The organism is Orbaceae bacterium lpD01, from assembly GCA_036251705.1.
Taxonomy (GTDB): domain Bacteria; phylum Pseudomonadota; class Gammaproteobacteria; order Enterobacterales; family Orbaceae; genus Utexia; species Utexia brackfieldae.
In genome coordinates, this window is sequence record CP133959.1 from 2339642 (window position 1) to 2354068 (window position 14427).

At 41.8% G+C, this 14427-nt stretch carries 10 protein-coding genes; 5 read left to right on the top strand and 5 right to left on the bottom strand.

The genetic code is table 11. The features are described from left to right. Positions 1 to 366: 366 nt before the first annotated feature. The 3 genes from gyrA to dcd all read right to left on the bottom strand — a co-directional run bounded on the left by gyrA (position 367) and on the right by dcd (position 5800). Positions 367 to 2979: a DNA topoisomerase (ATP-hydrolyzing) subunit A gene (gene gyrA, locus RHO15_10630; GenBank protein ID WVD63901.1), complete on the bottom strand. Its 2613-nt coding sequence runs from the start codon at positions 2977 to 2979 to the stop codon at positions 367 to 369. A gap of 321 nt (positions 2980 to 3300) precedes the next feature. Continuing rightward, on the bottom strand, positions 3301 to 5199 hold the full coding sequence (gene asmA / locus RHO15_10635) for an outer membrane assembly protein AsmA (GenBank protein WVD63902.1): 1899 nt from the start codon (positions 5197 to 5199) through the stop codon (positions 3301 to 3303). 19 nt (positions 5200 to 5218) lie between these two features. Further along, a complete protein-coding gene (gene dcd, locus RHO15_10640; GenBank protein WVD63903.1) occupies positions 5219 to 5800 on the bottom strand; it encodes a dCTP deaminase in 582 nt (193 codons plus the stop codon). Between the two features lie 216 nt (positions 5801 to 6016). Between dcd and RHO15_10645 the strand changes: the two genes are divergently transcribed. Beyond that, entirely contained in the window at positions 6017 to 6370 is a 354-nt protein-coding gene (locus RHO15_10645; protein WVD63904.1) for a DMT family protein, read from the top strand. A 267-nt stretch (positions 6371 to 6637) separates the two neighbouring features. After that, positions 6638 to 6952 carry a quaternary ammonium compound efflux SMR transporter SugE gene (gene sugE, locus RHO15_10650; GenBank protein WVD63905.1) on the top strand — a complete coding sequence of 105 codons (315 nt, stop codon included), beginning with the start codon at positions 6638 to 6640 and terminating at the stop codon, positions 6950 to 6952. A 100-nt stretch (positions 6953 to 7052) separates the two neighbouring features. Here the strand turns inward: sugE and apbC are convergent, their stop codons facing one another. Beyond that, on the bottom strand, positions 7053 to 8153 hold the full coding sequence (apbC, locus tag RHO15_10655; GenBank protein WVD63906.1) for an iron-sulfur cluster carrier protein ApbC: 1101 nt from the start codon (positions 8151 to 8153) through the stop codon (positions 7053 to 7055). Between the two features lie 321 nt (positions 8154 to 8474). Here apbC and metG point away from each other — a divergent pair, with 321 nt between their 5' ends. The 3 genes from metG (at position 8475) to RHO15_10670 (ending at position 12478) form a co-directional block, all read left to right on the top strand. Continuing rightward, positions 8475 to 10517, top strand: coding sequence for a methionine--tRNA ligase (gene metG / locus RHO15_10660; protein ID WVD63907.1), 2043 nt, complete (start codon positions 8475 to 8477; stop codon positions 10515 to 10517). A 288-nt stretch (positions 10518 to 10805) separates the two neighbouring features. Further along, positions 10806 to 11444, top strand: coding sequence for a DUF1007 family protein (locus RHO15_10665; protein WVD63908.1), 639 nt, complete (start codon positions 10806 to 10808; stop codon positions 11442 to 11444). Then, positions 11435 to 12478: a nickel/cobalt transporter gene (locus RHO15_10670; GenBank protein WVD63909.1), complete on the top strand. Its 1044-nt coding sequence runs from the start codon at positions 11435 to 11437 to the stop codon at positions 12476 to 12478. The genes RHO15_10665 and RHO15_10670 overlap by 10 nt, the downstream gene beginning before the upstream one ends. 110 nt (positions 12479 to 12588) lie before the next feature. Here RHO15_10670 and glnS read toward each other — a convergent pair whose 3' ends face one another. Then, entirely contained in the window at positions 12589 to 14259 is a 1671-nt protein-coding gene (gene glnS / locus RHO15_10675) for a glutamine--tRNA ligase (GenBank protein ID WVD63910.1), read from the bottom strand. Positions 14260 to 14427 lie beyond the last annotated feature (168 nt).

Sequence of the window (14427 nt, forward strand, 5' to 3'; positions counted from 1 at the left end):
AGTAGTAAAATAATATAAAACTAAACGATGAGTGGCTACCATCATGGCAATATGAATACGCGTTTAATAATCGAGCAATAAACAGGCGATAATATTAAAAATCTCAAAACAATATAGCATCGCAATACGCTTACTAGATTAATTCGGATCAAATAGGTAGTGCTTATCACTAGATAAAACGTTTCAAAAGCGAATCAAATCAATTTAATCTAGTACATGACAAAAAATTTCGTCACGGCTCATCATTTAACAACTCAAAAAACTTATCGCTTCCTGGACTCAACGAACCTATTCGCAAAAAACAATAGTCGGTCAAGATAAAAAAGGATTAGTGTTGACTAATCCTTTTTTATCAATAGATTTGAACTACACTTCGGGTGAGACCGCGCTCTCATCACTGAATTCAGCTTGATCATCGCCTTCATCAGTCTCGGCAACACGCTGTAAACCAACAACATGTTCCGTTTCAGCCGTACGAATCAAGGTTACACCTTGCGTATTACGACCAATCACACTCACTTCAGAGACGCGGGTTCTAACCAACGTACCCGCATCAGTAATTAACATGATCTGATCGGTAGCTTCAACTTGCACCGCACCAACCACCTGACCATTACGCTCGCTGACTTTAATCGAAATAACCCCTTGTGTCGCACGAGATTTGGTTGGATATTCATCTTGGCCGGTACGTTTACCGTAGCCATTTTGAGTCACGGTTAAAATTGCACCGTCACCACGAGGGATGATGAGTGAAACGACTCGGTCATCATCAGCTAATTTAATCCCTCTAACACCTGATGCGGTTCGGCCAACGGCACGGACCCCTTTCACCGTACCATCTTCAAGTTCTTCTCCCTCATGGAAACGGACCACTTTACCACTGGCTGAGAATAGCATAATCTCATTACTACCATCGGTTAAATCAACACCGATCAGCTCATCGCCTTCACGTAGATTGATGGCAATAATGCCGCCAGAACGTGGACGACTAAACTCAGATAAGGCAGTTTTTTTCACGGTGCCACTAGCGGTTGCCATAAAGACATAGTGCTCAGCACTAAACTCTTTGACCGGCAAAATAGCCGTAATACGTTCATCGGCTTCTAAAGGCAGTAAGTTAATGATTGGGCGACCACGCGCTCCGCGGCTTGCTTCTGGTAATTGATAAACTTTTAACCAATATAAACGGCCACGGCTTGAGAAACAAAGGATCGTGTCATGGGTATTAGCCACTAATAGCTTCTCAATAAAATCTTCTTCTTTAATGCGTGCAGCTGATTTACCTTTACCACCACGACGCTGGGCTTCATAGTCAGTTAAAGGTTGGTATTTAACATAGCCTTGATGTGATAGCGTAACAACAACATCTTCTTGTGCAATTAAATCTTCAAGATTAATATCAGCACTACTTGCGGTAATTTCAGTGCGGCGCTTATCACTAAACTGCTCACGCACCGCTTCAAGCTCTTCACGAATGACTTCAGTTAATCGTTCAGGGCTTTCAAGAATAAAGATCAGCGCAGCAATCTGCTCTAATAGATCTTTATATTCATCAAGAATTTTTTCGTGCTCAAGACCGGTTAATTTTTGTAGACGAAGATCTAAAATTGCCTGGGCCTGAGCATCAGATAAATAGTAGTGATTATCACGAATACCTAATTCAGGATCTAAATCTTCAGGACGCGCGGCATCATTACCCGCTTTCTCCAGCATAGCGGAGACATTACCCAGTTCCCAAGGACGTGCTAATAACCCGGCTTTCGCTTCAGCCGGCGTTGCCGCGTGACGAATCAGTTCAATAATCGGATCAATATTGGCTAATGCGATAGCAAGGCCTTCTAATAGATGAGCTCTCTCACGTGCTTTACGCAGTTCAAATAGGGTCCGACGGGTGACAACTTCGCGACGGTGCAGCACAAAGGCGCGCAGCATATCTTTCAAATTGAGTAATTTTGGCTGGCCGCGATCGAGTGCGACCATATTAATACCAAATGACGTTTGTAATTGAGTTTGAGCGTATAAATTGTTTAATACAATCTCGCCCACTGCGTCACGTTTAATTTCAATGACAATACGCATACCATCTTTATCAGACTCATCGCGTAACGCCGAAATACCTTCAACTTTCTTATCTTTAACGAGTTCAGCAATTTTTTCGATTAAACGCGCTTTATTGACCTGATAGGGAATTTCCGTCACGATAATAGTTTCGCGACCATTTTTTTCATCTACTTCAATCTCAGCCAATGAGCGAACATAAATTTTACCGCGACCAGTACGATAAGCATCTTCAATCCCTTTACGGCCATTGATAATCGCCGCGGTCGGAAAATCAGGACCAGGAATATGTTCCATCAGTCCCTCAATCGAAATATGCTCATCATCCATGTAGGCTAAACAGCCGTTGATGACTTCATTTAAATTATGTGGCGGAATATTGGTTGCCATGCCCACCGCAATACCCGATGAGCCATTGACTAATAAGTTAGGAATGCGAGTGGGTAAAACGTCGGGAATCTGCTCGGTGCCGTCGTAGTTAGGCGAGAAATTAACCGTCTCTTTTTCTAAGTCCGCTAACAACTCATGCGCAATTTTTGACATGCGAATTTCGGTATAACGCATCGCCGCCGGTGAGTCGCCATCAACCGAGCCAAAGTTACCCTGACCATCAACAAGCATATAACGTAAAGAGAAGGGCTGTGCCATACGGACAATCGTATCGTAAACTGCCGTATCACCGTGTGGATGGTATTTACCGATCACATCACCGACAACTCGAGCAGACTTTTTATAGGCTTTATTCCAGTCATTACCCAGTACATTCATCGCAAACAACACGCGACGATGAACCGGTTTTAAACCATCGCGAACATCCGGTAACGCACGTCCCACAATGACAGACATCGCATAATCTAAATAGGAATTCTTGAGTTCTTCTTCGATATTTATCGGGGTTATCTCTTTGGCTAAATCGGTCATAAAACCATATTCTCTCTAGTTCAAAATTAATCTCAGTTTTTATGCAGAAAAACCGAAAAACAGTGGTTAGCAATCAGCGAATTTATCCATTCTGTCGGTAAAGCGAAACGCAAACATTAACACTCTACACAATTTCTATGACGCCCGTATTGTTAACGTTATTTCGATGAAAACGAAGTTAATTATTCATCTAAAAATGGGGGGATTAATCATACCATGTTTTGAGATAATTTGCAGCGTTATTATCACAATTAATAATAGCATCAAAACGATAAGAGGGACTCAAAGTCCCTCTTAAAAATGCCTAAAATAACTCGCGTATTATTTAATGCTGTTGAGTAATTGATTTAATTTATCTCGGGTACTCTCTTTTGGCGCCTCTTGTGGCTGCTCTGATGAACTATTAGATTGATTTGTACCATTCAAAAAACGATCTTTCAATTTATCGAGACCATTTTGCAAGTTATCCTTCAGTTCATCTTTGAATAGTTTAGCTACATCAAGCTGATAATGAAGTTTATCAAACTGACCATAAATTCTAAATGGAATCACCAGTTTCTGTAAGCCAGCTATCGTTTGACTACTGCCATTCCAGCCACCCAGCACTTTCACATTCAAATTCATATCCAGATCTTTTTGAACTAAATTCACATTGCCGGCACCATTAATATCTAACGTTTCCGAATCAGCCACTAATGAAGATAAATTCAGATTTCCATTAACTAAATGCCCTTTTGCCGACAAGGTTTGTAGCGAGGTATACTGTTGCTGCTGCGCAGTTGATACGGTGCTTTTTGAGAATTGTGAAACAGCGAGTTGAATCACCTGCTGAATATTCATATTGTTCAATCGGGCATTACTCATCACAATATTCATGTCGCCGCTGAGTGATGGCAAAATCGCCTCAGGTCTGATGGTATTAAATTTAAAGTCACCCTGCGCATTAAGTAGTCCTTCGAAATTCTGCGTAATATCGAATTGAGACAGTAGCTCACCCAACTGAATCTGTTTTATATCAGCTTTTAAAGCAACTGCTGCTTGGGCTAATCGACCATTAGCACTACCGGTCGCAGACACTTTACCCTGACCAATATCCAATGAGAACTGATTAATATTGGCTAATCCGGCTTTATTATCCAGATCGGCTATTAAATTTTGCGCGGAGAATTTATCCGCCGTCAGCGCCTTCACTTGCAGATTGAGTTTAGCATCAAAATCATTCAAGAACGCTAACTCATTGCCTTTTGCCGACGCAGTGACTACCGGCGCTGAATTAGTCGGCGCCGCAGTGTTATTCTGTTTAGTTGACGACATAAATGGCGTTAGATTCAATGCTGGAGAGCTCATTGACACCGTGATATTGGGTTTGTTATTGGTTTCAGTATAAATAAATTGAGTCTTTAACTGATTATCGTTCAACGTCAGTAAAAGATCATCACTGCGTAAGGTCCGAGGCGTCGCCTGATATTCAAAGTTACCGGTGATATTCCCAGTTAAACCACCAGCCGGAATATCAGTACCCGTAATGTTATAATTCAATTTATTAATATTCAGACCAATCTGATTTGGATATTGGCTTAAATCCGCTAACGCATTGAGATTATAGGCGAGTTCACGTTGATTGCGATTAATACGCCCACTGAAATCAAGTTCAGCATGCTGATTTGTTTTTTGATACAGCGCGATATTAATATCACTAAACTTGACCATATCCTGATTGGTTTGCAGTAGCACGGTACTATCAGCAATTTCAAGTTTATCCAAAGAGAATGACCAGCTTGAATTCGCTGGCTTTGCAGTCGACTGGTTTTGTCCTTGATTATCCGCTGCCGGTGCAGATGGCTTACGCTGTGCAACCTCGCCTTGACTCTCATCGGTAATATTAATGACGGCTGATTTAACAAAGACATTCTCAATCGATAATTTCTTAGAAAAAAGCGGGAATAGTGCGACATCAAGGCGCATATTATCAGCTGACAAGATCGGTTTTGTCGCCCCTTCATCTTGTAGACGAACAGGACCCGATAAAATACTGATTTGTGGCCAAACATGCCAGCGTAAATCACCTTCAATGGTTAATTCATAGCCAGTTTTATCTTTCACCGTTTGAGAAATAAAACCACGAAAATTATTTGGATCGACAAATAAAACCAAACAGACTAAGCCAATAATGACTAAAATAATCAGCACTAATAGGGTTAACAGTATCTTCTTGATCATCTTTGCATACTCCTTTGCGTTAATCTTTATCAATTCGGCTGGCAACAGCCCCTTGTTGATCTTTATATTTGGCATCTTTTCGACAATGATAGGGTCTTATCGCTGGACGCGTCAATAATTCAAAACTTAAGGCGCCGATCGTCATCCCCGGGCGAAGCGCTAAAGGGAGCTTGCCGGAATTATAAAACTCAAGCACAATCGCCCCTTGCCAACCTGGATCGATACGATGTGCCGTCACATGCACCATCAAGCCTAAACGGGCCAGTGAAGAACGTCCATCCAGCCAGCCAACTAAATCGTCAGGAATAGAGACCGATTCAAGCGTGACCGCTAAAGCCAGTTCACCAGGATGAAGATAAAAAGCCTCATCTTCGGCCAGTATAATCTCATCACTCATAATGCGATCGAGGGTGGCTGAAACGTGATCTTTAGGACCACTTAAATCAATAAAAGGCACCGTGTGGGCATTAAAGGTTCTAAATTGATTACCTAAACGAACATCAACAGTGGCACCATTGATGCTCTCAACTGGGGGTTGTGGTGTTATTTTAAGTTTACCCTCTGCAAGATAAGCCTCAATATCACTATCACATAATCTCATTTATCTCTTCTCCGAGAAGCATATTAAACTTATTACTGGCGCTATTTTAACAGGTAAAGCAAGATTGATAAATTTAATTCCACTTTAAACAGGCTTTTTTTATCCAATCCGGCATAGGCAATGCTAAAAATATTTTAACCCAATAAACTTGAGACATGATTTGGCTTTAGTATAAAATAGCAGCACAGAAATTAAAACCCATCAATTGACTTAATTATGCCACCATTACTCATTACTGTTTGTATGTTAACACTAAGCAATGTTTTTATGACTTTTGCCTGGTATGGTCACCTGAAATATTTTCATCATAAAGCCTGGATTATTGCCGCTTTCGTCAGCTGGGGAATTGCATTATTTGAGTACTTATTACAAGTGCCCGCTAATCGTATCGGTTATGAGGTTGCCTCTGCCGGCCAGCTCAAAATTATTCAAGAAGTACTGAGTTTATCGGTGTTTATTCCATTTTCTCTCTTTATACTAAAAGAGCCGTTTAAAATGGATTATGTTTGGGCTGGTTTATGTCTGCTCGGTGCGGTGTTTTTTATGTTTCGAGATAAAATCATGGGATAGCCAGAATAGACTATTGCTTGATGGATAAAACAAACAATTCAGCTCAAATCATTTGGCGGCAGTTAAGCAATACAAAACGCGATTAATCGTCAATGATAGATCTGACAAATCACTGTAATCAGTTGTAATATCAAGCCTGAACCTTGCTCAACATTTTTTTTGATGATAACCTGACTAAGAATTTTTATCTGGCTCATTAGGACGACCTAACGACGCCTTATTTAACGCGGGACGACCTGCAACATTAAAAGAGACAGGAAACATTTTATGGCATGGATATCGCTATTTATTGCAGGTTTATTTGAAATTGTTTGGGCAATTGGACTCAAATATAGCGAAGGGTTTACCAAACTGATTCCCAGCATGATTACTGCTGTGGCGATGATAGTTAGTTTTTTAATGCTCTCATTAGCCCTCAAAACGTTACCGATCGGTACCGCCTACGCTATCTGGACAGGCATTGGGGCCGTGGGTGCGGCGATTGTTGGTATTCTTGTTTTTCAGGAGCCGGCTACCGCAGTAAGAATCATCAGTCTTACGCTGATTATATTAGGTATTTTAGGTCTTAAATTGAGCGCCTGATCACTTAAATACGTCGATTTATCTTATCCAGCAGGAAATTAGTCAACAGGAAGCCAGCGGTTGCTAGCTTCCTGTTGTTTTTTCAATATTAACTGATCGATTATCCGAGCACTTTTATCGCAATATCATCGCCAATCACATTCCCCTGCCAATAGAGCTGGGCCGCGATACGATCGGCAATATCACAATAAATCTGAGTGAACTCACTGTCAGGACGGCTAATCACAGTCGGTTTGCCACTATCCAGATCTTGTCTTAATGAGCGGTGCAGTGGTACTTGTCCTAAGAGTCTGGTCTGGTATTTTTCCGCCATCTGCTTGGCACCATCCTCACCAAAAATGGCCTCATGGTGACCACAGTGCTCACAAATATGATAGCTCATATTTTCAACAATACCGATGGTTGGGATGTTCACTTTATTAAACATCATTAATCCTTTTATCGCATCAATCAACGCTATATCTTGCGGCGTCGTCACAATCACGGCACCGGTGACCGGAATACTTTGTGATAAGGTTAATTGAATATCACCCGTACCTGGCGGCATATCGATAACTAAATAGTCGAGTTCGGGCCATAAGGTATCATTGACAATTTGCAGCAGTGCTTTACTGGCAACCGGTCCACGCCAAACCATCGCATTATCGGGATCGACTAAATAACCAATTGAATTACTTGCCATGCCATACGCCATAATCGGCGTCATATGTTGATTATCTGGCGAAAGCGGCTTTTCATCTGGCGTGCCAAGCATGGTTGGGATCGAGGGACCATAAATATCCGCGTCGAGTAAACCGACGCGGGCGCCCTCTTTTTGTAGTGCCAGCGCGAGATTCACTGCGGTACTCGACTTACCGACGCCACCTTTGCCAGAACTCACCGCGATAATATTTTTAATATTTTTGATCGCAGGCTGTTTATTCGCCCGTGCTAAAGTCGCAATACGGTACTCAATCGCCCAGTCGATTGAATTGACTGACGGCAATTGAAGTAAGGCCGGCGTCAGCTGCTGTTTTAATTGGTGAAATACTGATTGCCACACAAAGGGCATTTGCAATGAAATCGTCAAAACACCACCACTGAGCTGGCACGATTTTAACGCGTTTAACGTTATCAGATCTTGCTCTAATGTCACATGCTCAAAGGTTGCTAATAATGATTTAACATCAGGTAATAGTTTATTATAAGGCTCACAACGCATAGTTTATCTCTAAAAACTGATTATAATTGTATGACGAAAATAGTGACAAATTATGACACAAATCTGGCGATAATCCCATATTTGATGTACCATTTGCGTTTGAATAAATTGATAGATGAATCATGCTTATTAAAGGTCACCTCTGCTCATCCTACTGCTATTTTTAATTCGATAAAAGCATTCGTTACACTATCGATAAAATAGCTATCAACATTAGAGCAGCTGGCTAAATGACAGTATAAAATCTAACATTTTGATTTTATTATACAAATAAGTTTATTGATTGATTTATCATCGATCATATTATTAAGGTAAATTCTCATGGCAACAGCGAAACACGATAAAAGACAGATACTGGTTACTTGCGCACTTCCTTATGCAAATGGCGCCATTCATCTTGGCCATATGCTTGAACATATCCAGGCCGATGTTTGGGTTAGATATCAGCGAATGCGAGGACATGAAATCTATTTTATCTGTGCCGATGATGCACATGGTACGCCAGTGATGTTAAAAGCTCAGCAGCTCGGCATCACACCAGAAGCGATGATCGACGCAGTCAAAGCCGAACATGAAAAAGATTTTGCCGGTTTTAATATCAGTTTTGATAATTATCACTCAACTCATAGTGAAGAAAATCGTCAGCTTTCTGAACAAATCTATTTACGCTTAAAACAGAATGACCATATCAAGACCAAAATTATTGAACAACTGTTTGATGCTGAAAAACAGATGTTTTTACCCGATCGTTTTGTTAGAGGAACTTGCCCTCGCTGTAAAGCACCGGATCAGTACGGTGATAACTGCGAGGTTTGTAGCGCAACATATAGTCCGATTGAACTGATTGAACCGAAATCGGTACTCTCTGGATCAACACCGGTCCTCAAAGAGTCCGAGCACTACTTTTTCGACTTACCCGCTTTTGAGTCAATGCTCAAAACCTGGATTCGCTCAGGTTCGCTACAAGAACAAGTCGCCAACAAGATGCAAGAGTGGTTCGAGTCAGGTCTGCAGCCATGGGATATTAGTCGTGATTCGCCCTATTTTGGTTTCGAAATTCCAGATGCACCCGGTAAATACTTTTACGTCTGGCTGGATGCACCAATCGGTTATATGGGTTCCTTTAAAAACTATTGTGATAAAGCACAACAGGTTGACTTTAATCATTTTTGGCATAAAGACTCACCGACAGAGCTGTATCATTTCATCGGTAAAGATATTGTCTATTTTCACAGCTTATTCTGGCCCGCCATGCTAGACGGCAGTGATTACCGTAAACCGAGCAATATTTTTGCTCACGGCTATGTCACGGTAAATGGCGCGAAAATGTCAAAATCACGCGGTACGTTTATTCAGGCAAGTACTTATCTGTCACACCTTGATCCAGACTGCCTGCGCTATTATTACACCGCTAAATTATCACCACGCATTGATGATATCGACCTGAATCTGGAAGATTTTGTCCAGCGCGTCAATAGTGATATTGTTAACAAGGTGGTCAATCTCGCCTCACGTAGTGCAGGTTTTATTACTAAACGTTTTGAAGGTCAATTAGCTGATCGGCTGGATGATCAAGCGTTATATGACAGCTTTATCGGTAAAGCTGAGTTGATTGCCCAATATTATGAAGATAGAGAAAGTGGCAAAGCGATTCGCGAAATCATGGCGTTGGCCGATGAGGCGAATCGCTATATTGATGAGAAAGCGCCTTGGGTTATCGCAAAACAAGCCGAACAGTCACAACAATTACAAGCGGTATGCTCAATGGGCCTTAACCTCTTTAGAGTCCTGATGACTTATTTAAAACCAGTAGTTCCGGCGCTGGCTGAACGGACCGAAAACTTCTTAAATATAACGCTGCAGTGGGATGATATCCAGACGCCACTACTGGCCAAAACGATCAATCCGTTTAAGGCACTATTTAATCGTATTGAAATGGATAAGGTAAACACGATGATTGAAGACTCAAAAGCATTAGCCGAGCAAGCCAACAAATCACAGCTAAGCGGACCGCTGGCTGATGAACCCCTTCTTGAAACAGTGAAATTTGATGATTTTGCCAAGGTTGATTTACGGGTAGCCTTAATCAAGCAAGCCGATATTGTTGAGGGTTCAGATAAACTGCTACAACTGACCTTAGATTTAGGCGGCGAAATCCGCAATGTGTTCTCTGGCATTCGCAGCGCCTACCCAGATCCGAAAAAACTGGAAGGACGCCTAACGGTGATGGTCGCTAATCTTGCGCCACGTAAAATGCGTTTTGGCCTATCTGAAGGCATGGTACTAGCCGCAGGTGGCGGTGAAAGTGAAATATTCCTGTTGTCACCTGATAGTGGTGCATTACCGGGGATGGCGGTGCGATAAACGCAGCGTTATACAGTCAAAAAGGCGGCCTGAGGTCGCCTTTTTTATCTCCTTACAACGGATATATCCAGAGCCGTTACTCACTAAATGGGTAAATGGATATTGATGGATAAATAGCAAAAATTATCGTCATGCATGCGACACTATCTCTAAAAATGACTGCGTTAAATCAACCGATTGCGCTGATTTTGCGTATTGAGATAACGATGGCATCATTAGCCTTGCCTCAAAAACTATTCTTCGCTAACATCTTGCCAGAACGAGATTAATCAGTCGATAAAAGAGCGTATGAATATGGGTCTACGGCATTACTGGAAATTATTTTTTTTGTGGACGGTGAGCACTGCGGTAATAGCACATCCCCACTCCTATATTGATCTTAAAGCCAAATGGCTGGTGACGGATAATCAACTGACTGGCATTGCCTTCGACTGGCAACTCGATGAAATCACGTCATTAACACTGACTTATGATATATTTCAGCAAATGCCTTATCCGCAGGCGATGAAACAGATTGCAGAAGAACTCACCCAAAATATGCAATCCAGCACATTTTTTACCCATCTTGAACAGGATAGACAACCACGAGTGCTATATCTTCAACCCAACAGTAGTCAAGCCGAGCAAAATAAGCTAAAAACCAAGTTCTCGTTTATTTTGAATCTGGATCAACCCATCACTTTAGCCAATACTGAATTAACCCTCACCACTTATGAACCAAGTTACTATGTCAGTATGGCTTTTCAGAATCACACAGATATCGATGCGGCACAATTACCGCCTAACTGTCAGACACAACTTATCGAACCCAACTATAATCAAGTGCTGCAGGATTATGCCATGTCACTCGATCTGGGTGAGACCGCTGACGAAGACCTCAATTTGGGTAAACAGTTTTCACAAAAAGTGATATTGAAATGCCAGTAAAAACAGCCCGCTTGACTCAGTTGATCGTTTTATTGCTAATCCTCATCGTCTTGTCTGGCTTAGCTTATCAGTCCTGGCCACGTTTAATCTTTGAGGCACAAATTTGGCAAAAAACACTGCATCAACAATTAACTGCTTTGCTGATTGCGATCAAGCAACATGAACATCGTGCCGGTTTCATGCTAATTGGCTTTAGCTTTCTGTATGGCGTGATACATTCAGCCGGTCCCGGGCATGGTAAGATGATCATCACCACGTATTTGACGACTCAGCCAACCTATTACCGTCAGGCGCTGATGATTACGCTGCTGTCATCATTACTACAAGGCTTTGTCGCGATTATCTTTATCATGCTGGCCATCAACCTATTTTCGCTGACACGGCATGAATTAGGTTTAGGCGAATACTGGCTAACGCAGATGAGTTATAGTCTGATTTTACTATTGGGTGTTGTACTCTGTTTACGCACGCTTTATCAATACTTTAAGCCGATAACCAAACAGACATTGATATTCGGCCATATCAGACCTTTACCCGCCAAATTATTAACTCGTCCCGCCATTGGCTACTCAATTACACCATCTAGCCTAACCCAGCCAGTTTATGCGTGTCGCTGTGGTCATTCACATCTGCCTTCTACCGCTAAATTGCGTCAAGCCAATACGCTATGGTCACGTCTGGTGATGATACTGGCGATGGGGATTCGGCCCTGTTCAGGGGCTATTTTGGTGTTAATCTTTGCCAAGATGTTAGCGATTTTTAACTGGGGCATGCTGGCGGTTTTAGCCATGTCAGTGGGTACGGCATTAACCATTTCGATCATCGCGATACTGGTACTAACTTTTCGTCAACTCGCTTTAAGATTAACACGCGAAAATCGGCTATCCCCCCAATGGTTCAAGGGAATGGGTTTATCCTTAAAACTCATCGGTGGCATTATACTGGTCATTTTTAGTTTACTGCTACTGCTCAGTGAGCCCAGCTATAATCCGATCTTGTTCGGCGGCGCGAGTCATTCATCACCGATGAGATGAAAGTAACCGTTTTCCAAGCACGACATCTCAACAAACTATTTTTAATCATATAAAAAAAGCGAAGTGAAAACACGTCGCTTTTTATATTACACGATAGCCTAAAGCAGTGATTACTCCGCTGTAGTTTCACTCCAGGTATCACGCAAACCGACCGTACGGTTGAAGACTAAATGATCTTTGCTGCTATGCTTATAGTCTAAGCAGAAATAACCTTCGCGCTCAAATTGATAAGCATGTGAAGTGTCTGCGCTACTTAAACTGGCCTCAACAAAGCCGCGTTTGACCACTAACGATTCGGCGTTAATCGTCGATAAGAAATCATCCACTGAACCAGGTATCGGAGTATTAAACAGACGATCATAAAGATGGAAATCAGCCGGTAAAGCAAATTTTGTTGAAACCCAATGAATTACGCCTTTAACTTTGCGGCCATCTTCCGGATTTTTATTTAAAGTGCCCGCGTCATAACTACAATAGATCGTTTTGATTTCACCTTGTGAATCTTTTTCAACACGTCCCGCTTTAATCACATAAGCATTACGCAGACGAACCTCTTTACCTAATACTAAGCGTTTATAATTCTTATTGGCCTCTTCACGAAAATCGGCACGATCAATATATAATTCACGGCTAAACATCACTTCACGTTGACCGAGCTCTGGACGATTTGGATGATTCGGCATCGTCAGTATTTCATTGAGCCCCTCGCTCATATTTTCGATCACAACACGAACGGGATCAATCACCGCCATTGCGCGCGGTGCATTTTGGTTTAGATCTTCCCGAATACAGAACTCAAGCGTTGACATTTCAACCAGATTTTCCTGTTTTGTCACCCCGATACGTTGGCAGAAATCCCGCAGCGAAGCCGGCGTATAACCACGGCGACGTAATCCGGATATCGTTGGCATGCGTGGATCATCCCAACCATCGACAATTTTCTCGGTCACAAGCAGATTGAGCTTACGTTTTGACGTAATCGCATAAGCCAGATTCAGGCGAGAGAACTCATACTGATGCGGACGAGCGGCAATCGTAATATTATCCAGCACCCAATCATATAAACGACGGTTATCCTGAAACTCTAAAGTACACAGTGAATGAGTGATATTTTCCAGTGCATCCGAAATACAGTGGGTAAAGTCATACATCGGATAGATACACCATTTATTACCTGTTTGATGATGATGGGCAAATTTAATCCGATATAACACCGGATCACGCATCACAATAAAAGGCGATGTCATATCAATTTTAGCCCGTAAACAGGCCTTACCTTCGCCAAACTCACCATCACGCATTTTGGTGAACAGTACAAGATTCTCAGCAACGGAGCGATCACGATAAGGACTATTCTTACCAGGTTGGGTCAATGTACCGCGATATTCACGAATCTCATCAGCCGAAAGTTCATCAACATAAGCTAAGCCTTTATTAATGAGCTCAATGGCATATTGATAAAGTTGATCAAAATAATCGGATGAATAACATACTTCACCATCCCAATGAAAACCTAACCATTCAACGTCGCGTTTGATCGACTCAACATATTCGATATCTTCTTTGGCAGGATTTGTATCATCAAAACGTAAATTACATTTCCCCTGGTAATCCTGAGCGATACCAAAATTGAGGCAAATGGATTTCGCGTGCCCAATATGCAAATAGCCATTAGGTTCGGGTGGAAAACGCGTATGCACTGTTTTATATTTGCCTTCAGCCAAATCGTTATCAATGATCTGCCGAATAAAGTTTGTTGGACGAACTACCGCTTCAGTCATAAAAAATCCCTAATCAATCGTTAATTATGTGCGACGACACCTAACCACACTGAATTAATATATAACTGATTAATATAACAAACTTTTGGCTGTTCGTGAATGGTTGATGAATGAGTAATTACGGATTATATGATTAAGCCCTTGATCACTAACGAGACTTAATTCATC

What these genes read in the sequence shown, in the direction of transcription:
- gyrA (WVD63901.1), bottom strand. Translation starts at nt 2,979, where the DNA reads ATGACCGATTTAGCCAAAGAGATAACCCCGATAAATATCGAAGAAGAA.
- asmA (WVD63902.1), bottom strand. Translation starts at nt 5,199, where the DNA reads ATGATCAAGAAGATACTGTTAACCCTATTAGTGCTGATTATTTTAGTC.
- dcd (WVD63903.1), bottom strand. Translation starts at nt 5,800, where the DNA reads ATGAGATTATGTGATAGTGATATTGAGGCTTATCTTGCAGAGGGTAAA.
- RHO15_10645 (WVD63904.1), top strand. Translation starts at nt 6,017, where the DNA reads ATGCCACCATTACTCATTACTGTTTGTATGTTAACACTAAGCAATGTT.
- sugE (WVD63905.1), top strand. Translation starts at nt 6,638, where the DNA reads ATGGCATGGATATCGCTATTTATTGCAGGTTTATTTGAAATTGTTTGG.
- apbC (WVD63906.1), bottom strand. Translation starts at nt 8,153, where the DNA reads ATGCGTTGTGAGCCTTATAATAAACTATTACCTGATGTTAAATCATTA.
- metG (WVD63907.1), top strand. Translation starts at nt 8,475, where the DNA reads ATGGCAACAGCGAAACACGATAAAAGACAGATACTGGTTACTTGCGCA.
- RHO15_10665 (WVD63908.1), top strand. Translation starts at nt 10,806, where the DNA reads ATGAATATGGGTCTACGGCATTACTGGAAATTATTTTTTTTGTGGACG.
- RHO15_10670 (WVD63909.1), top strand. Translation starts at nt 11,435, where the DNA reads ATGCCAGTAAAAACAGCCCGCTTGACTCAGTTGATCGTTTTATTGCTA.
- glnS (WVD63910.1), bottom strand. Translation starts at nt 14,259, where the DNA reads ATGACTGAAGCGGTAGTTCGTCCAACAAACTTTATTCGGCAGATCATT.